The sequence below is a fragment of the Herbihabitans rhizosphaerae genome, assembly GCF_004216555.1.
Classification (GTDB): Bacteria; Actinomycetota; Actinomycetes; order Mycobacteriales; family Pseudonocardiaceae; genus Herbihabitans; species Herbihabitans rhizosphaerae.
In genome coordinates this window covers 550103-569202 of record NZ_SGWQ01000002.1, presented here as the reverse complement: position 1 = coordinate 569202, position 19100 = coordinate 550103, and the positions used below count along the sequence as shown (strand labels likewise).

General features: G+C 68.7%; 17 protein-coding genes. 6 read left to right on the top strand and 11 right to left on the bottom strand.

What is annotated here, in order from left to right:
* Nucleotides 1–15: 15 nt before the first annotated feature.
* Nucleotides 16–1278, bottom strand: coding sequence for a hypothetical protein (locus EV193_RS08300; protein WP_130343401.1), 1263 nt, complete (start codon nt 1276–1278; stop codon nt 16–18).
* A gap of 124 nt (nt 1279–1402) precedes the next feature.
* On the opposite strand from EV193_RS08300, the gene EV193_RS08295 reads away from it, so the two are divergent.
* Both EV193_RS08295 and EV193_RS08290 read left to right on the top strand, forming a co-directional pair.
* Complete coding sequence (locus EV193_RS08295) at nt 1403–2581, top strand: tyrosine-type recombinase/integrase (RefSeq protein WP_130343400.1); 1179 nt, start codon at nt 1403–1405, stop codon at nt 2579–2581.
* 12 nt (nt 2582–2593) lie between these two features.
* Nucleotides 2594–3556 carry a hypothetical protein gene (locus EV193_RS08290; RefSeq protein ID WP_207222548.1) on the top strand — a complete coding sequence of 321 codons (963 nt, stop codon included), beginning with the start codon at nt 2594–2596 and terminating at the stop codon, nt 3554–3556.
* A gap of 9 nt (nt 3557–3565) precedes the next feature.
* Here EV193_RS08290 and EV193_RS08285 read toward each other — a convergent pair whose 3' ends face one another.
* From EV193_RS08285 to EV193_RS08265, 5 genes are read right to left on the bottom strand one after another with little or no spacing between them, the layout of a single operon-like run.
* Nucleotides 3566–4909: a DUF2252 domain-containing protein gene (locus EV193_RS08285; protein WP_130343399.1), complete on the bottom strand. Its 1344-nt coding sequence runs from the start codon at nt 4907–4909 to the stop codon at nt 3566–3568.
* 36 nt (nt 4910–4945) lie between these two features.
* Nucleotides 4946–6169 carry an oxygenase MpaB family protein gene (locus EV193_RS08280; RefSeq protein ID WP_130343398.1) on the bottom strand — a complete coding sequence of 408 codons (1224 nt, stop codon included), beginning with the start codon at nt 6167–6169 and terminating at the stop codon, nt 4946–4948.
* Nucleotides 6170–6224: 55 nt separating this feature from the next.
* Complete coding sequence (locus tag EV193_RS08275) at nt 6225–7367, bottom strand: acyl-CoA dehydrogenase family protein (protein ID WP_130343397.1); 1143 nt, start codon at nt 7365–7367, stop codon at nt 6225–6227.
* Nucleotides 7345–9213: an AMP-dependent synthetase/ligase gene (locus tag EV193_RS08270; protein WP_130343396.1), complete on the bottom strand. Its 1869-nt coding sequence runs from the start codon at nt 9211–9213 to the stop codon at nt 7345–7347. Before EV193_RS08270 ends, EV193_RS08275 begins: the two co-directional genes overlap by 23 nt.
* An 11-nt stretch (nt 9214–9224) precedes the next feature.
* Complete coding sequence (locus EV193_RS08265; protein ID WP_130343395.1) at nt 9225–9851, bottom strand: TetR/AcrR family transcriptional regulator; 627 nt, start codon at nt 9849–9851, stop codon at nt 9225–9227.
* Nucleotides 9852–10022: 171 nt separating this feature from the next.
* Between EV193_RS08265 and EV193_RS08260 the strand changes: the two genes are divergently transcribed.
* Genes EV193_RS08260 through EV193_RS08250 form a run of 3 tightly spaced genes read left to right on the top strand, consistent with a single transcriptional unit; the run spans nt 10023 to nt 13895 of the window.
* On the top strand, nt 10023–11198 hold the full coding sequence (locus EV193_RS08260) for an oxygenase MpaB family protein (RefSeq protein ID WP_130343394.1): 1176 nt from the start codon (nt 10023–10025) through the stop codon (nt 11196–11198).
* Nucleotides 11199–11223: 25 nt separating this feature from the next.
* A complete protein-coding gene (locus tag EV193_RS08255; RefSeq protein WP_130343393.1) occupies nt 11224–13431 on the top strand; it encodes a xanthine dehydrogenase family protein molybdopterin-binding subunit in 2208 nt (735 codons plus the stop codon).
* 8 nt (nt 13432–13439) lie between these two features.
* Nucleotides 13440–13895 carry a (2Fe-2S)-binding protein gene (locus tag EV193_RS08250; RefSeq protein ID WP_130343392.1) on the top strand — a complete coding sequence of 152 codons (456 nt, stop codon included), beginning with the start codon at nt 13440–13442 and terminating at the stop codon, nt 13893–13895.
* Here the strand turns inward: EV193_RS08250 and EV193_RS08245 are convergent, their stop codons facing one another.
* Genes EV193_RS08245 through EV193_RS08225 form a run of 5 tightly spaced genes read right to left on the bottom strand, consistent with a single transcriptional unit; the run spans nt 13896 to nt 17661 of the window.
* Nucleotides 13896–14645, bottom strand: a complete 750-nt coding sequence (locus tag EV193_RS08245) for an SDR family oxidoreductase (protein WP_130343391.1) — start codon at nt 14643–14645, stop codon at nt 13896–13898.
* Between the two features lie 44 nt (nt 14646–14689).
* Nucleotides 14690–15553, bottom strand: a complete 864-nt coding sequence (locus EV193_RS08240) for a helix-turn-helix transcriptional regulator (RefSeq protein ID WP_130343390.1) — start codon at nt 15551–15553, stop codon at nt 14690–14692.
* A 19-nt stretch (nt 15554–15572) separates the two neighbouring features.
* Nucleotides 15573–15953: a RidA family protein gene (locus EV193_RS08235; protein ID WP_130343389.1), complete on the bottom strand. Its 381-nt coding sequence runs from the start codon at nt 15951–15953 to the stop codon at nt 15573–15575.
* Entirely contained in the window at nt 15953–16708 is a 756-nt protein-coding gene (locus tag EV193_RS08230; RefSeq protein WP_130343388.1) for an IclR family transcriptional regulator, read from the bottom strand. The genes EV193_RS08235 and EV193_RS08230 overlap by 1 nt, the downstream gene beginning before the upstream one ends.
* Complete coding sequence (locus tag EV193_RS08225) at nt 16705–17661, bottom strand: sugar kinase (RefSeq protein ID WP_130343673.1); 957 nt, start codon at nt 17659–17661, stop codon at nt 16705–16707. Before EV193_RS08225 ends, EV193_RS08230 begins: the two co-directional genes overlap by 4 nt.
* Nucleotides 17662–17793: 132 nt before the next feature.
* Between EV193_RS08225 and EV193_RS08220 the strand changes: the two genes are divergently transcribed.
* Nucleotides 17794–19092, top strand: coding sequence for an amino acid deaminase (locus EV193_RS08220; RefSeq protein ID WP_130343387.1), 1299 nt, complete (start codon nt 17794–17796; stop codon nt 19090–19092).
* Nucleotides 19093–19100 lie beyond the last annotated feature (8 nt).

Genomic DNA, 19100 nt, shown 5'->3' with positions numbered 1-19100 from the left:
ACGCGCCGAAGATCATTACGTGCGAGGGTCGTCGGCTGGTTCGTCGACGTCGAGGGTGGCCAGGCTGCCGTCGAGTTCGCCCAGGGTCTCGTCCGCCGCGGCGAGAAAGTCGTCGAGTGTGGTGCACGTGGCGCATTCGCGGTCGGTGACGTCGGCCGGGCGGCGGCGAGCGGCGGCGAGGTCGCGGTGTAGTTGTCGCACTGTGGCGAGGGCGGTGCTCGACTGGCGGTCGACGCGGCGGAGTTGGGTGGTGTGGCGACCGCGGATGGCTTGCAGATCGCGACGAAACTCGGCGGCGAGCCCGTCGGCGCGAACGCGCTCGGCGTCGACCTCCTCGCGGGCCCTGTCACGGATCGTCTCGATCTTGGCCTCGGTCTCGGCCGCGATTCGGTCGAGCGTCGCCTGGGTTTGTTCGCGCTGCGCGGTGAGATCGGCGCCAGCCTGCCGCAGCCGCTCGGTGAGTTCGGTGACCTTGGTGGTCAGCTCGGTGTTCTCGCGGGCGGTCTCCTCGGCGCGCACACGGTCGCGTTCGGCCGCCTCGCCGGCTCGTGTGGCCTGTTCCTGGTACAGGTCGCGCTCGGCCTCGGCCTTGGTCTGGGCTCGTTCGGCGGTGCGCTGATCTTCCTGGGCGGTCTTCACCGCGTTCTCGGCGGCGCGGACCTTCGTGTCGCGGTCGCGTTCGGCGGCCTGACGGTCGAGTACGGCTTGCTGGGCCTGGTGTGTGGCGGTGTCCCGCTCGATCTCCATGGCGTTCTTCTCGCCGCGCGCCTCGCGGGCGTCGGCCTCGGCACGCTCGGCGCGGGCCAGCGCCTCGGCGACGGTGTTCTCCAGTTGATCGCCGACGCCGGTCATGGTGCCGGCCAGGCCGGTGAGCAGCCGGGTGACCGGACTCTCGGGACCGAGCAGGTCCTGGGCGGCCGCGATCTGCTCGCCGAGGCGTTCGAGGCCGGCCGGCGGGACAGCCGCGTGGTCGAAAACCCGGTCGACCTTCTCCTTGGCCGGGCCGAGTTCGGCGCAGGTGATGCCGTGGCTGTCCTCGAAGCCGCCCTGGCCGTCCGGGCAGTACTTGCGTGGTTTCTTGGCTTCCCGGGTGGGCGGGGGCAGCGGGTTGCCGCAGCAGGCGCAGCGGCGAACGCCGCTCGTCAACGCCCGGCGTGCCTCCCTGAGTGCCTTGACGGCCGTTTCGTCACCGGTTTCGTCAGGCCGATTTCCGGGGCGGTCCTCCAGCTTGTCGGAAAACACCTGGTCATCGCCGGTCGACACGGCTTGCTTGGTCACCACCTCACCTTATCACAGTGATAAATTTCTACTTGTGCAACACTGCTAGATATTTCTAGACATCTGCATGGTCAATTAGAGGGGTGAGAATCACTGTTATCACCCCTTCGTTGTAGACTGCGGTGTGGCCGGCAGCAGCGAGCAAAAGTGGGAGGCACCCGCGGTCGAGACTTCGAGCGCGTTGGAGGTCTTCGACCAGTTCGGGCTGCGGCGTACGGAGCAGGCGGCGGATCTGGAGCGACAGATCGCCGCCACCGTCGCGTTGCTCCCTGTCCTGCCACCGCCGGACCCGGACGATCCCTACGACCCGCGCACGCTCACCGTGCGCTGGCTGGTCGACCTGGCGGACACCTCACGACGCAGCTACTTCCTGGCGCTGGCGGATTTCCTGCTGTGGTGTCGCCACGTCGGCCGCGATCCTCTGCTGGCTCGCCGTGCCGACACCGACGCCTGGAAGGCGCAGATGACCGCGCAGCGGTGGGTCGACGGCGAACTCGTCAGGGTCAAGCCGGCCGCGGATACGGTGTGCAAGCGGCTGTCCGGGCTGAGCAGTTGGTACGGCTACCTGCAGGACAACGAGCTCGCGGTGCTCAACCCCGCCGCGCGAACCAAACGGCCGAAGCGACGCAAGCGTTCGCCCTACCCCACCGTCGACGCCACCGAACTGGCCATGTTCCTCGACGGTCTGGTCGAGCGAGCCGAACGGCTCGGCGAGGAGGCGGCCTGGCGCGACGCCGCGATGTTCACCCTGATGTTCCACACCGGCCTGCGGATCGCGCCGGTGCTGCGCGCGCGGATCAGCGACATCGGGTTCGAGTCCGACGGGCACCAGAAGTACGCGGTGCTGCACTACGTCAAGAAGGGCGGCGAGGCCGACTGGGTTCCGCTGTCCGAGGACGTCCTGCGCCTGCTGCACCGGTACTGGGACGTGCGCGCGCGGCGGGCGGGAATCGCCGTGGAGAACCTGTCCGGATTCGTCTTCGTGTCGACCCCGCACCCGCGTCGGCCCGAACTGACCGGCGGCCGACAAATGGTGCAGAGCAACGTCTATGACCACTTCAAGGTGGTGGCTCGCGACATCGGTGTGTCGACCTGGGAAACGATCACGCTGCACTCGACCCGCCGGACCGCTGGCACGATCGCGCTGGCCAACGGCGCTTCGCTGCAACAGGTACAGGACCTGCTCGGGCACGCCGACCCGCGCACGACCCGCGGCTACGACGCCGCCCGGCACCGGCTGGGCACCAGCCCCGTGCACACCATCGCGCAGGTGATCTCCGAGCGGCGCCAGCACCGGGTTTGACAGGATCGCGATATGACAACGCGGGATCGGTCGTTGGCCGAGGTCATCGTCAAGGGGCTCACCGCGCCGGTCACCGAGACCGAGCGTGACCGGCTGCTGCGCGAGTTGGAGTCAAGGCTCCCCACGGACGGGGACGGCCCGTTGACGGTGACGCGGATCCACGGGACGCCGGTCGCCTACCGCGGCGTGGTGCGTTCGCTGGGCAAACCTGATCGCTTCGATTTCGGTGACGCGACCTGCGCTCTGCTCGCGGTCGGGGCGCTGGACGACACGGACGTCGACGCGCTGATCGAGCACGTGCCGTCCTACTGCGGGGTGCGCCGTCAGCAGGTGCTGAACCGGCTCGCGGCGGGCGATCTCGCTGGAGCTCGAGCGGCGGCCGACCTGATCGCCGACGGTCGGTCCTGGGTCGGGTACCGCGACATCGGGACCGTGCTGGCCGAGCGCGGTGACGTCGACGAGTTCTTCGGCGACTGGAAACGCTATGTGGCGGGCAAGGATCGCGACGGCATGGTCGTGCTCAAGAAGAAGCTGATCACCGCGGTCGCCCGCGACGAGGGGTGGCAGGCCGCGCTGGCCGTCACCAAGGACAAGCGCGTCGGCTCCGCATTCGCCAAGTTCGCCTTCGCCGGCTTTCCCGCCGTCGGGGACGTGGCCGGCCTGCGGCGGGTCTTCGCCGGCGATGCCACGGGTGTGCTGTCCGAAATCGATCAGCTCAGCATGCTCGCGCAGACGGTGCGAGCGGCCTCCGGCCACAATCCCGACCGCGATCACCCGCTGCTGGACGAGATCGTGAACCGCATCATCGCCGTCGACCCGACCACCGACAAGGCGACGATGAGATGGCGGGACGCGGAGCTGTTCGCCCTGTGGCCCGCGTTCGGTGAGCGGTCGACGCTGGACCGCGTCCGCGCGGCGATCCGCACCCCACGGTATCGACGAGAACTCACCAAGCTCCCCCGCGAATTCCCCTGACCAGGACCGCTACGAGTCGGCCGACCGCACGCCGGGGATCTGCCCGTGGCGGAAGGCGTTGACGAACAGCCGATGATCCTCCCGGGACTGTTCGGCGTAGGCCAGCCCGAACTCGGTCAGCGTGCGCACGAACTCCTCCTCGCCGTCGCCGATCGCCGCGGCGATGGCCTCCTCGCTCTGGAAGTCGACCAGAGTCTGCTCGGAGTCGGAATCCGACACGCAGTGCATCTTGGCGGTGGCCCGGCCGAGGTAAGCCAGCACCGGGCTCATCTCGGCCGGCTCGGTCAGGTCGGACCAGTCCAGGTCGTAGACGTACGGCGACAGTTCGGCGACCACGAAACCGGTGCCGCCGATCTCGGTGTGGCCGAGCCACGGATCCGCGTGCGCCTGCAGCGCGCGCTGCGACACGGCGGTCCGATGCCCCTCGTGCTCGAAGTAGTGCCGGATGCGCTGGTCGGGCACGATCCGGCTGGGCGCGGCCACGTTGCCCTGCTTCATCGACAGCACCACGTCGTTCTCCAACGCCTGGGTGCGGCCCTCGACCAGGATGTTGTACGCCGGCAGTCCGGCCGATCCGATGCCGAACCCGGTGCGCCCCACCACGTCCTTGATCTTGTAGGTGATGCTGCCGAACCGCTTGCGCCGCGGAATGGTGTCCAAATAGGACTCGAACGCCTGGTGCACGATGTCCCGCTCGTCACCGTCCAGGTCCCGCACACCCGGGCCACGGTGGAACCGGCGGTCGTAGTCCTCGATGGCGGTCAGCTGGTCGAGCAGATCGATCCGGGTGCGCAGCCGAGCCCGCAGCAGCACCTCGCGCAGCACTCCGTCGGTGCTGTCGATGTGCAGCCGGACCAGCTCGTCGCCGGGCTTGTCGGCGTAGTCGCGCACCTGCCGCACGTAGGCACGCAGGAAGCTGCCGATCAGCACCGCGATGTCGTCGTCGGACAGCGCCTTGCTCCACGCCAGCAGCGCGACGCTGGCCACCAGCCGCTTGAGGTCCCAGGTGAAACAGCCCAGGTACGCCTCGTCGAAGTCGTTGACGTCGAAGACCAGCGTGCCCGAGGAGTCCATGTAGCTGCCGAAGTTCTCCGCGTGCAGATCACCCTGGATCCACACCCGGCTGGTCCGCTCGTCCGCCCACGGATCCGGGTCGTGCTCCATGTCCGCGTAGAACAGGCACGCGGAGCCCCGGTAGAACGAGAACGGCGCGTCGGCCATCCGGCGGAACCGACGGCGGAACGCGGTCGTGTCGGCCCGCATCAACTCCTCGAACGCGTCGACGAGCACGTTCACGATCTGGCTCTGGCGCTGTTCGGTCCCTCGTGCACGTATCGCCGTCACGACATCCATATGTCACCGTGCCACACCGCCGCCCGGGCCGTCAGGTCACGACGGTCGGTTGGTCTCCGGGATCTCGATGCTGATCGGTTTCGCCTCGGACAGGAACAGCAGAGCGGCCCTGCGCAGGAACTCGTCGAAAGTCCAGTAAGCCTTGGGCGCCAACGGGAACGGGAGCAGGCCTTCGCGCACGGCGATGAACGGTCCCCAGGCCACATTGAGCAGCGGGTCCCAGACCGGCTCGCGCCCGATGTGCAGCCAGTCGGCGATCCGGTCGCCGAGCATGAAGCGCGTGAACGCGCCGAGGACGGGCTTGGAGAGGAGTCCGCCGTCGATCTCGCGACCGAGGTTGAGCAGGATGTCGGCCAGCTTGATGCCTTCCGGCGTCGGCGCGAGCGTCGGGTCGAGTACCTGCTTGGCCTGGGAGTTGGCCTCCTCCCACGAGGCGGGGATGTACTCGTCCTTGATCCCGAGCATGTGCCCGGCGAGTTGCCACGAGTGCAGGAAGGCCTCGGACTCCGCGGCGGGGATCGGCACCTTCCACGCGGTCAGCTTCCGCATGACGGTCGTGGGCAGGCTGTGCCACGTGACCATCATGTCCGCCTGGCTAATCGGAATCTCCTCGTCAGCCGAGCCGGGCCAGTGCGGGGACTGCGGCAGCAGGTGCCGCACGGCCGCGTGCACCAGCCGGGTCTTGACGCAGGTCACGATCATCTCGCCGTCGGGCTGATAGGCATTGTTCGACCCGACGTCGTACCCGAGCTTGGCGGTCTTGGAGATGCGGTCCTTCATGTCCGCGCCGCCCTGCGAGTAGTAGACCGCGCGCGCCTCGTGCGGAATGACCGTGCTCATCATTCCGCTGGCCAGCCCGTACAACACGCCCAGGTACAGCCCGCGCTTCTCGTTGAACTCCACCGCGGTGGCCAGCTTGCCCTGGTCGGTCCACGGCGGCAGCGCACGTGCGCGCTCCATGAAGTCCCGAAGGTCCGCGGGCAGCCCGGCCGGCAGCGGTTGGGCGTTCTTGGTCCAGGTCCGCAGCAGCTCGTTGACCCTGGGCACGTCACCCCGGTCGAGCAACGAGGCGACCAGCGGATCGGCCTCCGGGTCCCATACCCATCGCGGGTCGGCGCCCTTCCCGGCGCCGGCCACCGACCCCGTCGGCGACCAGTTCCACACCGAGTTCGCGTTCGCCGTCGATGCCACGCCCAGCGCACCGAGTGCGCCCAACGCTCCACCCGTCACCAGCACCTTGCGCCTGCTGAGTTCGCGCATGTCTTCGCTCCTCAAATGGCCGGATTGATACGGTGCAACAACTTGTCTCGCGCGGTCAGAGACCGTAGGTCTTGCCAATGATGTCCCGCTGGATTTCGCTGGTGCCGCCGTACACCGTGGAAATCAACGTGCCGCGCACATGGCGCTCCATGTCGTATTCGGTGGCATAGCCGTAACCACCCATCATCTGCATACCCTCCAGCGCCACTCGTTTGGCCGTCTCGGTGACCTTGAGTTTGGCCATCGACGCCTCTTTCGGCAGCATCCGGTCGGGGTTTTCGTCGACGAGTTCGGCCACGCGGTACACCAGCAGCCGACAGCATTCGATTTCCGTCGCCAGGTCGGCGATGCGGTGCCGAATAGCCTGGAACGATCCGACCGGCCGGCCGAACTGTCGTCGTTCGCTGATGTAGGCCACGGTGTCGTCGAACGCGCGCTGCGCGGTGCCCAGCATGACCGCGGCGAGCACAAGGCGCTCCAGGTTGAGGCCCGCCATCAGTTGCCCCCAGGCGCCGTCGACCTGTCCGACCACCGCGTCATCGGGCAGTTCGCAGTCGGTGAAGTACAGGTCGTTGACCTCGCGGCCGCCCATCGTGTCGATGCCGTGGATCCGCAGCCCGTCGACGTCGGCGGGCACGTGGAACATGGTCAGGCCACTGTGTTTGTCCTTGTCGGACGAGGTGCGCGCGACCAGGAGAATGCTGTTCGCGATGTGCGCGTTGGAGCACCACGTCTTCTGGCCGTTGATCACCCAGTGATCGCCCCACCGCTCGGCCCGGCAGGACAGCGCTCCCACGTCCGAACCGGCCTCGGGCTCGGACATCGCGATCGCGGCGACCTCACCGCCGGCGACACCGCCGAGGACGAGCTTGCGCTGTTCCGGTGACCCGAATCGCTGATACGCCCCGGCCACGATGGTCGACGTGGTGAATCCGCTGATCGGCGCCATACCGCGCGCCGTTGTTTCCAGAAAGAGACAGACGTCCACCATTCCGGCGTCGGATCCGCCGAATTCGGAGGGCAGACCGGCACCGACCCAGCCAAGGTCGGCCATTTTCTGGTACAGCCACGAATTGTGCTGATGCCGGCCGTTGTCGGTCAGCGCGTCGCGTTGTTCACGGGCGCCGCACTCGCGACGGCAGAAGTCGGCGACCGACGCGGCGAAATCTTCCCGCTCAGGTGTGAAGGGCATGGTCATCCGATTTCTCCCGTTCGGTTTCGTAGAGGCCGTCGATCAGGTCGGCGAACCGCTCCCCGATCACCCGCCGGCGCAGTTTCAAGGTGGGCGTCAATTCGCCGCTGTCCGGCGTCCATGGCCGCCCGAGTACCTGGTACTTCTTGATCTGCTCCGCCCTGGCCAGCTTGGCGTTCGCGGCGGTGACCGCGTTCTCCACCTCGGCCAGGACAGCGGGATGCTCGGCCAGCGCGGTCGGATCGTCGGCGGCCGTGTCGATGCCGTGCGAGCGCGCCCACGCGGGTGCCGTTTCCTCGTCCAGCACCACGATCGCGGTGACGTACGGCCGCCGGTCCCCCACCGCGACCGCGTGGCCGATCAGCGGGTGCGCGCGCAGCAAACCCTCGATCCTCGCCGGCGAGATGTTCTTCCCGCTGGAGGTGATGATCAGCTCCTTCTTGCGGTCGACGATCGTGAGGTAGCCGTCCGCGTCGAGGGTGCCGACATCGCCGGTGGCCAGCCATCCGTCCGCGTCGGTCTGCGGCTCCACGCTGCCGTCCGGCTGGAGATAACCGAGGCACACCAGCGGTCCGCGGACCAGGATCTCGCCGTCCTCGGCGAGCTTCACCCGCATGCCGGGGTTGGGCAGCCCGACCGTGCCGGGGCGGAACCGTTCCGGCGTGTTGATCGTCGCCGTCCCGGTCGTCTCGGTCATCCCCCAGACCTCGAGCACCTCGATACCCAGGCCGGCGAGGTCGTTCAGGGCATCGACCGGAATGGGCGCGGCGCCGCTGCCCGCCCAGATCACGTTGCCCAGCCCCAACATCTCGCGAATCGGCTTGAGCACGGCCTCGTCCACCTCGGCGACCTGCCTGGCGAGACCGCTGGGGACCGACGCGCCGTTCGACCGCAGTTGGTAGGCGCGCAGCGTGAGCGCGTGGGCCCGTTCGAACGCGGCGGGCTGACCTTCCGGCAGAAGATCGACGATCGACCGGACGGCGGCGATCATCTTCTCCCACACCCTCGGCACACCGAAGAACGACACCGGACGCACCTGGCGCAGCGTGCCCACCAGTTGGCCGGGGTCGGCGCAGATGTGCACCTGCCCGGCGCGGAAGATCGGGATGTAGATGCCCAACTCGCGCTCGGCGATGTGCGCGAGCGGCAGGTAGGACACGCTCGGCGCGTGCGCGGGCAGCGGCACCATCGCCTCGAGTGCGGCCGCCTGATACAGCGCGTTGGTGTGACTGAGCAGGACGCCTTTCGGATCGCCGGTCGTGCCCGAGGTGTAGAGCAGAGTGACCGGATCCTCGGGCGACACCGCGCGCCAGAGTTCCTCGAACCGTTGCGGCACATAGTGTTTCCGACCGGTGTCGAGCACCTCGGACAGTGCGCGGAACCGGGGATCCGCATCCGGAATCGCGTCCTCGTCCAGCACCAGCACGGTGCGCAGGTCCGGCAGGTCGTCCAGGATCGGCCGCCACCGGTCGAGTTCCGCGCGACCCTCCAGCACCACGACCGGGGCCTTGCTGTGCCGGCCGAGGTAACGCAACTGGTCCGGGCTCAGCGTGTGATAAGCCGTGCACGGCACCGCACCGAGATGCACGGCGGCCAGGTCGGTGATCCAGTGTTCGGTCCTGGCCGACATCATGATCAGCATCCGGTCACCCGTCCGCAGGCCCGCGTCCTCGAGGCCGAAGGTGAGCGCCGCGACCTCGTCACGCAATTCCGCCCAGGTCAATGTGACTGGATCGGGCGCGTCCATTGTGGTCAACGCGGGCAACGCGCCGAACTCGGTCGCATTGCGATGTACGAGTGCGGGAATCGTCAGTCCGGCTATCGCTCGCGCACAGTCGTCCTCGGTGGTCATTGCCTACCTCATCAGCTCTTCACTGGTTCCAGCATGGGCACGAGAAACTTCCTGGCCACCTCACGCAATTGCTCGTCGTCATCCAGGTCGATGACCTGGCTGGGACTGATCAGGAAAGACGTGGAGACACGGGTCATCATTTCCGCCACGAGTTCCACGTTCAGCTCGTCGGACACATTGCCGGCCTGCTGCTCCGCGCGAAGCTGGCCGGCGACGAATCGCTGCACCGTCGCCTGTGTCCGACCACCGTCGTTGATCAAGGACGGGACGACCATCTCCGGCTCGGTCGCCATCAGGCCGCCGATCAGCGGATTGCGCCGGATCGCCTGCAGTGAGCTGACAAATCCCAGTACGACACGGTCACCGACCGTCTTCGCCTGCCGGATGTCCAGCAGGAACTGGTCGAAGTAGCGCCGAAACTCGCGTCGCACCACCTGCTCGACCAACGCGTCCTTCGTGGCGATCCGCCGGTACGCGGTGATCCGTGACATTCCTGCCCGCCGGGCGACGTCCTCCATGGTGGATCGCCGGATTCCCATGCGACAGAACTGCTCGTACGCGGCGTCGAGCAGACGCCCGATAACCTCGTCCTCACCCTCACTCCGCTCGACCGCTTCCGCGAACGCGCGTTCCAGCATGGACTCCGATCCACCGGTGGTAATCAGAGCGGACAATGCAGGTTCCACGAATCAGCCTTTCTCGCAGGTCTGGTGTCACGGCTCAGGTTGTGGTCTCCTGTGATACACCGTTGCATGACGCGTATCACGGTACCAAGTCGGGTGTCTCAGACTCAAGGAGGAGTTCAGAGCATGGATGACCTCAGTCGGCGCAAGATGTTCCTCGTCGGTGGTGGAGCGGCACTGGGTGCGCTGGGCATGCTGGGCGCCGCGTCCGCCAACGCACTGCCCCGCGCGGGTACCGACCCCAAGTGGGTGTGGGATCCGGAGGCCGACCCGGTGGCCGCCAAGATCCTCGATCGCGGCGAGGTCCAGCAGGTCAACGCCGCGCTGTGGAACTGGACCCGCAACGACCAGCCGGTGCCGGACGGGTTACCGGGCTACGTGCGCGACTTCGTCGAGTACGCCCGCCGAATGCCGTCCTGGGCCGATTCCCGCAAGCTGGAGATCGCCGCCGAGTTCAACAAGTCCCGTGGGCTGTACCTCAATCTGCTCAACGGTCTCGGCGGCGGCATGCTCAGCACCGCCATTCCCAAGGAGGCGCGCGCGGTCTACTACTCCAAGGGTGGCGCCGATATGGAGGACCGCGTCGCCAAGACCAGCATTCTCGGTTTCGCCGTCGGCTCGCTGAACGCGTATCGCCCCGACGGTTCGTGTGTGGTCGAGGCCGTGAAGACGCGACTGGTGCACGCGGCCGTGCGGCATCTGCTGCCGCAATCCCCGCACTGGAACGGCGACATCCCGATCAGCCAGAACGACATGCTGGTCACCTGGCACACGCTGCCGACCTACGCCATGCGCAAGATGCTCGAATGGAAGGTCTCGATCAAACCCGCCGACTCCGAGGCTTATCTGCACGTGTGGCAGGTGACCGCACATCTTCTCGGCATCAGGGACGAATACATTCCCGCCGACTGGGCCGCGGCCAATGCCCAGTCCGACCAGGTTCTGCCGCCGAACATGGGCCCGACCCGAGAAGGTGTCGAATTGACCGACATTCTGCTCGGCCAACTCGCCGAGCAGACCAGTCCTGGCAGCATCAGCCGGCCACTGTGCAACGCGTTCGCCCGATACCTGGTCGGCGACCAGGTATCCGATTGGGACCAGATCAGGCGCGAGCCCATCTGGGGCCCGGCGATCAAGGCCGCATGGCCGGCACTGGTGGCGTTCCGCGAAGGCCTCCTACCGCTGCCGCTGGTGCCCGAGGCCGCCTGGGCCATCGACGAGGCCGCCCGTCGGTACATCCTGTTCTATCTCACCAAGGGCAAGGAAACGAAAATCGAGATTCCCGACATGAACCGCCCCTGACCCCGGCGATTCGAAAGGGAATCCGATGGCACGCTCCACGAAGGAATCGACCGGGATCGAACGGCGCCGATTCCTCACCTTTCTGGTGGCGGCGCCGGTATTGACCGTCGCCGCGGACCTCAGCACCGCGAAGACCGCGGCGGCGGTCGTCCCGTCTCCCCCGGCCGTCGCGGAGATCGCCGACATCGGCGACCTGGGCATCCTGGTCGGCCTGCCCACCGCGCACATGATCGTCATCGAGGTGACCGACACCGTCCGGCTCCGGCTCCCGCGCACCGAGGTGGGCCAGGGCATCACGACCGCCGTGGCGATGTTGGTCGCCGAGGAGCTCGACCTTCCGATCGGCGCCGTGGCGGTCACCCTGGAAGACGCCCGACCCGAGCTGCTGTTCAACCAGCTCACCGGCAGCTCCAACTCGGTCAGGTCGCTGTACGACCCGATCCGGCACGTCGCGGCGGCCGCCAGAGGCCGGCTGCTCGCCGCGGCGAGCACACTGTGGGACCTGCCGACCAGGAAACTTCACACCCGGGACGGCGCGGTCGTCGCGCCGGATGGGCGTCGCGCGACCTACGGCACCCTCACCGCGGCGGCGGCCGACCGCACGCTGCGAACCGGTGCGGCCCAACCGAAACCGGAGTCCGAGCACACCCTGGTCGGCACGCCCACCACCCGCGTGGACGCGCGCGCCATCGTGACCGGGCAGGTGCGCTACGCCCTCGATCTCGACGTGCCCGGCGCGTTGCCCACGATGGTGCGCCGGCCGCCGACGATCAACGGCAGCGTGCGCTCGGTGGACAACCGCGCGGCCGTGCTGGCCATGCCGGGCGTGGTCGCCGTCAGCGTCATCCCGACCGGCGTCGGGGTGACGGCGGAGACCTTCGGTCAGGCGCTGGACGGCAAGAACGCCCTCGAGGTCACCTGGAATCGCGGCACCGTGGACGACCTGTCCGACTCGGACATCAGCGCCAAACTGCGGAACGCGGCGCCACGGTTCCCGGCGCCGAACCCGCTCGTGCAGACCGTGGACGCCGACTTCGAGTTCGCGTTCGTGAGCCACGCTCCGCTGGAGACCAACTCCGCGATCGCCGACGTCCGGGCCGACCGGGCCGAGATCTGGTCTGGGTTGAAGGCGCCGATCATCGCCCGGCAGACCATCGCCGCGGCCCTCGGTCTCCCGGTCGACCGGGTCACCGTGCACGTCACCCAGGCCGGCGGCTCGTTCGGCCGCCGCCTGTTCTTCGACGGCGCGCTGGAAGCCGCCCAGATCTCCCGCGCCATCGGCCGGCCGGTCAAACTGATGTGGAGCCGCATCGACGACATGCGGCACGGCCGGGCCCGCCCGGCAAGCCACCACAAGATCCGCGCGACCATGGCGCTCGGCCAGGTGCTCAGCTTCGAACACCGGGTCGCCAGCGTGGAGACCGACTTCCGGCACGGAATCGGCGAGATCCTCAGCGCCGCGGTCACCCACCTGCCGATCATCGGAAACCTGGCCTTTTCCCAGGCCCTGTTTCTCACCACGATCCACACGCCCTATCACTTCGGCGCCACCAAACACCAGCTCAGCGAAGTGCCACTGAAAATGCACACCGCGAGCTTCCGGTCGGTCTATTCGGCCAACACCCGAGGCGCCGAAGAAATCATGGTCGACCTCATCGCCGAGAAAATGGGCAAGGACCCGGTCGCGTTTCGCCACGAATTCCTCAAGAACGACCGGCAACGCGCGGTGCTCGACGCCGTCGCCAGTGCCGGCAACTGGGGCCGGCCCATGCCCGACGGCCACGCCCAGGGCATCGGCATCCACGACGAGTACAAGTCGTGCACCGCGTGCCTGGTCGAGATCGACGCCAGGGATCGCGCGGAACCCCGTGTCACCAAAGCGGTTATCGCCGTCGACGTCGGCAAACCCGTCAACCCTCGCGGGTTGGAGGCGCAGATGCTCGGCGGGCTCACCGACGCCATCTCCACCACCCTGCGCGCCGGCCTGCACATCGACAAGGGGCTGCCACTCGAGGGCAGCTACTCGCAATTCCACTACGCCCGGCAGAAGAACACGCCCACGGACGTGAAAATCGTCGTCATGCCGGCGCACGGAAAACCCGGCGGCGCGGGCGAACTCGGACTGCCCGCCGCGGTCGGCGCGATCGCCAACGCCTATCGCCGGGCAACCGGAACCACGCCGACCCTGTTCCCCATCCATTTCCCGGTCGATTTCGAACCGTTTCCCCGCTGAGGATCCCGATGCCGAAGTACACCTTCACCGTCAACGGCGAATCCGTCACCGTCGACGCACCGGCCGACCTGTCCCTGCTCTGGGTGCTGCGCGACAAGCTCGGGATCCGCGGACCCAAGTACGGCTGCGGCATCGACGTCTGCAAGGCCTGCACCAGCCACCTCGACGGCGAAGCGGTCAACCCGTGCGTCGTCCCGGTCGCCGACGCCGCCGGCCGAACGGTCACCACCATCGAGGGCCTCGCCGACGGCGACACGCTCCACCCCGTGCAGCAGGCCTGGATCGACCACGACGTCGCCCAGTGCGGCTACTGCCAACCGGGCCAGATCATGGCCGCCGTCGCGCTGCTCAAGAGCAACCCGAATCCCACCGACGCCGACATCGACGCGATCGAGAACGTCTGCCGCTGCGGCACCTACGCCCGAATCCGCCAGGCCATCAAGAGCGCCGCCGCCACCATGTAGTCACGAGCCCGGAATCGCGGCGACCAGACCGCCGTCGATGATCAGATCCTGCCCGTTGACGTAGGACGCCTCGGCGGACGCGAGGAACACCACCGCGTCGGCGACCTCCTCGGAAGTCCCGGTGCGCCCGGCGGCCACCGCGGCGACGACACCGGGCTGGTCGTCGACGGACACGTTGTCGTGGAACATCGGGGTCGCGATGTAGCCGGGGCTGACCGAGTTGACCCGGATTCGCCGTGGGGCCAGTTCCGCCGTCAGGGTGTGCGCCAGGTTGTGCACCGCTGCCTTGGTCGCCGCGTAGAGCGAGGCGCCGGAGAACCCGCGGTGCAGCGTCCAGGACGCGTTGATCACCACGGCGGCACCGTCGGCCAGCAGCGGCAGCGCCTTGGCCACGGTGAAGTACACGCCCTTGAGGTTGATGTCGACGACGCGGTCGAACTCCTTCTCGGTGACGTCGGCGATCGGCCCGAACGAGGCGACGCCCGCGTTGGCGAAGACCACGTCGAGGCGGCCGTACTCGGTGCTGATCACGTCCATCAGGGCGTCGAGGTCGGTGAGGCTCGCCGCGTCCGCGCGCACCGCGCGGACCGTGCCGTCCAGCTGCTCGACCGCCGCGGCCAGCCGGGTCTCGTCGCGCCCGGTGATGATCACCCGCGCGCCCTCGGCGAGCAACCGCCTGGCGGTCGCCAACCCCATGCCGCTCGTGCCGCCGGTGACGAGGGCGATCTTGCCGTCGAATCGGTGTGTCATGGCACCGACGGTGCCCGGCGGAACGCGCCCCAACCAGTGCGTGCTCAGCCTGGGACTGGCACCACCACGTTCGGCGCGAGATCGAGCAACCGGAGCCGATCCTCCGTTCCGGTACCGGGACGCGGGTCGTACAGCACGACGTACCCGTCCGGACGATCGGCCACCGTCATGGTCGTCGTGTCGAAGATCAGCTCGCCGGCGTCCGGGTGCCGCACCGCCTTGACGGCCTGCTCGGGAGCGCCGACGTCGTGACGGGCCCACAGTTCGGCGAACTCCGGAGAGGCGGCACTCAACTCGTCGATCACCCGGTCGAACCCCGGATCGCCGGGAGCGCGGGCGGCGTCCGCGCGAAACGCGGCGACGACGGCCGGCGCCACGTCGGTCCAGGGGACGTGCATCGCCCGATAGCGGGCGTTGGTGAAGAACGAGATCAGGCAGTTGTAGTCGGTGTCGTCGTAGCCGAACACGGCGCGCGCCGCGTCGTTGACCACGAGCAGGTTCCAGTACCGGTCGCGCAGCACCGCCGGGCGCGGCGCCCACGCGTCGATCATGCGCCGCAACTGCGGGGTGATCTCCGCGTCGGCCGGCACGTCCGGCCTCGGCGGATTCAGGCCCGCCAGCAGATACAGGTGTGCGCGCTCGGGATCGGTCAGCCGCAACGCTCGGCTGACCGCGTCGAGCACCTCGGCCGAGACCGTGATGTCGCGTCCCTGCTCGAGCCAGGTGTACCAGGAGACTCCGACGCCGGCCAGCATCGCGACCTCCTCGCGGCGCAGGCCGGGTGTGCGCCGCCGGCCGACCGAGACGATGCCGACGTCACCGGGTGTCAGCCGGGCCCGGCGGGTGCGGAGGAAGTCGCGGAGTTGCTCGCGGCGGCGTCGGGCGATGGAAGGGCGTTCGGTGCTCACATCTCACGTTAACCGGGGGTCAGTCGACTACGGCGAGCGCGTCGATCTCCACCAGCAGACCGGGCGGCAGGCCGACGTAGACCGTGGTGCACGCCGGGTACGGCTCGGAGAGGAACTCCTCGTACACCTCGTTCATCTCGCCGAAGTGTGCGACGTCGGTCAGGTACACCCGGAACATCACCACGTCCGCCTCGGTCGCACCGGCGGCGGCGAGCACGGCCAGCACGTTGGTCATGACCTGGCGGGTCTGCTCGGCGACCGTCTCACCGACGATCTCGTTGGTCGCCGGGTGGAACGCCACCTGACCGGCCACCTGCACGATGTTGCCCTTGCGCACGCCGGGCGACAGCGGCACGGCCGGCGGGCGGGTGCCGTCGGGGAGGTAGGCGGTCCTGGGCATCAGACATCCTTTCGTGCGGGTGCGGCGCCACATTCGATCGAGGCTTTCTCCATCGTGGCAAGGAGATCCGGGACGAGCCCGAGCAGCGTGTCCAGGTCGGCGATCACCTCGGGCACCGACAGCGAGGCGGCGGCGACCACCCCGTGCTGTCCTCGGATCGGCGCGGCGACGCAGTGGATGAAGTCCTCGTGCTCGGCGTCGTCCACGGCGAACCCGCGCTCGGCCACCCGGTCCAGCTCGGCCAGGTACTCCTCGGGTGTGGTGATCGTGTTCTCGGTCAGCTTCGGGTACTCCATGGCGTGCGCGATCGCCCAGCGCTTCGGCGCCGGCATCGCGGCGAGCAACACCTTCGCCACCGCCGTGCAGTGCAGCGGCGCGCGCTTGCCGATCCGCGAGTACATCCGCACCGCGTGCCGGCTCTCGAACTTGTCGATGTAGACGACCTCGCCGTCCTCGTAGCTGGCCAGGTGGACGGTGTGCCCGGTGCGGGCGTTCAGCTCGCGCAACGCGGGCTCGGCGCTGCGCCGCACGTCCCGGTCGTCGAGGGATCGCTGGGCCAGCGCGAACAGCGCGGTGCCGAGCCGGTAGTGGTGCACGCCGTCGCGCTGCACGAACCGGCGCGCCTCCAGCGTGCGCAGCAGGCGCAGCACGGTCGACTTGTGCACGCCGGCGGCGTCGGTCAACTCGTCGAGCGTCTTGCGCCCGCCGGCCAGCTCTTCCACGAGAGCCAGGCCGCGATCCAAACTCTGGCTCATCGCAGCACTCCCTGCTCGGTCAAACGCGTCGCCGCCCAGCTCGCACCGTCCGCCTCCAACAACTCGGCGACCAACTCGCTGGGCAGCGGTGTCCCCAGATCATCGTGCGCGCGCAGGGCTCCCGCGGCACGCAGGTGCCCGGCCCGCAGCCGCCGGCCGGGTGTGGCGCCGTTCAGCGTGGCGGCGAGGAACCCGGCCGCGAACGCGTCACCGGCACCGACCGGCTCGACCACGTCCACCCGCAACGCCGGCTCGAACACCACGGGCAGGTCCTCCCCCGTCGACGGGTCGCGCTCGATCAGGGACGCGCCCCGCTCGCCGTGCTTGACCACGAGGGTACGCGGGCCGGGCAGCACCCGGCGGATTTCGTCCACTGTGGACACTCCCAACACGGCTGCCGCCTCGTCGTCGCCGACCAGCACGATGTCCGACGCGTCGGCCAGTTCACGCAGCACACCCGGCTCGCCGTCCGTCCACAGTGGAGCGCGCCAGTTCACGTCGAAGGACAGCAGGTGGGTCGGGCGCGCGGTGGCGATCAGCCCGCGCATCAACGCGAGGCACTCCGGTGACAGGGCGGCGGTGATGCCGCTGACGTGCACGATCCGCACGCCGTCGAGGCTCAATCGGTCCAGCAGCGCCGGCCCCATTCCGGCGGCGGCCGAGCCGGCGCGGTAGTAGCGCACCGGGCTGCCGGTCGCGCTGCTCTCCTTGACGTACAAGCCAGTTGGGCGGCTCGGATCGACCTCGACCGAGGACACGTCGACGCCGGCGGAGGCGATCGCGGAGACCACCGCGCGGCCGAAGGCGTCCGCCCCGACCGTGCTGACCCAGCTCGCGCGCACGCCCAGCCCGGCGAGGTGGCAGGCCACGTTCGACTCGGCGCCGCCCACGGTCCTCGTCCAGGTTCGCACCTCGTCGACCGGACCGGGCTCGGCTGGCACGAACAGGGCCATCGACTCGCCGAGGCACAGAACCTCGGTGTCCACGTTCCTCCGATCCGTTGACGTGCCGACGAGCGGATGCTACACACTTCCACACCACATTGCGCAACACCCGTTGCAACATACGCAATCAGGCGGCGAGTGATGGAACCACCGGCGAGGATCGATCTCGACCGAGTCTCGGCCATCAGGACCGAGCGGATCGACTGGCATGTCAAGGGAGCGCCCGACGCGCTGTTCGGCAGCACGATCGCGGAAGCGTTGGCGCGCAAGCCGAATCTGTTCACCGACGGGTTCGTCGGGCCATTGCTGGTGCTGTCCGACGACGCCATCGAGCACAACCTCCGGACCATGGAACGGTGGTGCGCCGAGCGAGGGCTGGCGCTGGCCCCGCACGGCAAGACGACCATGGCGCCGCAGCTGTTCGCCCGGCAGATCGAGCACGGCGCGTGGGCGATCACCGCCGCCACGGCGAGCCAGGTGCGGGTGTACCGGGCGTTCGGGGTCAGCCGGATCATGCTGGCCAACCAGCTCGTGGACGCCGCCGCGCTGCGCTGGCTTTCCGTTGAGCTGCAACGGGATCCGGACTTCTCGTGCTACTGCTGGGTGGACTCGGTGGCCGGCGTCGAGCTGATGACCGCCGCGCTGGAGGGCGCCACGCGCCCGGTGGACGTGCTGGTCGAGCTGGGCGCGGACGGCGGGCGGACCGGGGCGCGCGGCTCGGCCGAGGCGATCGCGGTGGCCGAGGCGGCGGTGGCCAGTCCGGCGCTGCGGCTCGTCGGCGTCGCCGGCTATGAGGGCGCGCTCGCGCACGACGCGTCGGAGAGTTCGCGCGCCACGGTGGACGCCTACCTGGACGGCATCCGCGAGCTGACCGTGTCACTGGCCGACCGCGGCCGGTTCGACGAGGTGCCGAAGGTGATCGTCTCGGTCGGCGGCAGCGCGTACTTCGACCAGGTGACCCGCGCGCTGACCACGCCGTGGCCGGAGACCGTGCCCGTGCTCCCGGTGCTGCGCAGCGGCGCCTACGTGACCCACGACGACGGCTTCTACCGCGGCATCTCCCCGCTCGGCGAGCACCCCAGAATCGTTGGCACACCAGGCTTCCAGTCCGGAATGCTGGCCTGGGCGCAGGTCACCTCACGACCGTCGGACGGTCTGGCGCTGCTCACCGCGGGCAAGCGGGACGTGCCCTACGACGAGGGGCTGCCGATCCCTCGGCTGCGTCGCCGCGACGGCGTCACCACGCCACTGGACGGCTCAACGATCACCGCGGTGAACGACCAGCACGCGTTCCTGGAGCCGGCCACCGACGTGCTGGTCGGCGACTGGATCGGGCTCGGCCTGTCGCACCCGTGCACCGCGTTCGACAAGTGGCAGCTCATCCCGATGGTCGGCGCCGACGGCGAGACCGTGGTCGACCTGATCCGCACCTACTTCTGAGGAACGCC

Coding starts and splice junctions, on each gene's coding strand:
- EV193_RS08290 (WP_207222548.1), top strand. CDS start 2,594: ATGACAACGCGGGATCGGTCGTTGGCCGAGGTCATCGTCAAGGGGCTC.
- EV193_RS08285 (WP_130343399.1), bottom strand. CDS start 4,909: ATGGATGTCGTGACGGCGATACGTGCACGAGGGACCGAACAGCGCCAG.
- EV193_RS08280 (WP_130343398.1), bottom strand. CDS start 6,169: ATGCGCGAACTCAGCAGGCGCAAGGTGCTGGTGACGGGTGGAGCGTTG.
- EV193_RS08275 (WP_130343397.1), bottom strand. CDS start 7,367: ATGACCATGCCCTTCACACCTGAGCGGGAAGATTTCGCCGCGTCGGTC.
- EV193_RS08270 (WP_130343396.1), bottom strand. CDS start 9,213: ATGACCACCGAGGACGACTGTGCGCGAGCGATAGCCGGACTGACGATT.
- EV193_RS08265 (WP_130343395.1), bottom strand. CDS start 9,851: ATGCTGGAACGCGCGTTCGCGGAAGCGGTCGAGCGGAGTGAGGGTGAG.
- EV193_RS08260 (WP_130343394.1), top strand. CDS start 10,023: ATGGATGACCTCAGTCGGCGCAAGATGTTCCTCGTCGGTGGTGGAGCG.
- EV193_RS08255 (WP_130343393.1), top strand. CDS start 11,224: ATGGCACGCTCCACGAAGGAATCGACCGGGATCGAACGGCGCCGATTC.
- EV193_RS08250 (WP_130343392.1), top strand. CDS start 13,440: ATGCCGAAGTACACCTTCACCGTCAACGGCGAATCCGTCACCGTCGAC.
- EV193_RS08245 (WP_130343391.1), bottom strand. CDS start 14,645: ATGACACACCGATTCGACGGCAAGATCGCCCTCGTCACCGGCGGCACG.
- EV193_RS08235 (WP_130343389.1), bottom strand. CDS start 15,953: ATGCCCAGGACCGCCTACCTCCCCGACGGCACCCGCCCGCCGGCCGTG.
- EV193_RS08230 (WP_130343388.1), bottom strand. CDS start 16,708: ATGAGCCAGAGTTTGGATCGCGGCCTGGCTCTCGTGGAAGAGCTGGCC.
- EV193_RS08225 (WP_130343673.1), bottom strand. CDS start 17,661: ATGGCCCTGTTCGTGCCAGCCGAGCCCGGTCCGGTCGACGAGGTGCGA.
- EV193_RS08220 (WP_130343387.1), top strand. CDS start 17,794: ATGGAACCACCGGCGAGGATCGATCTCGACCGAGTCTCGGCCATCAGG.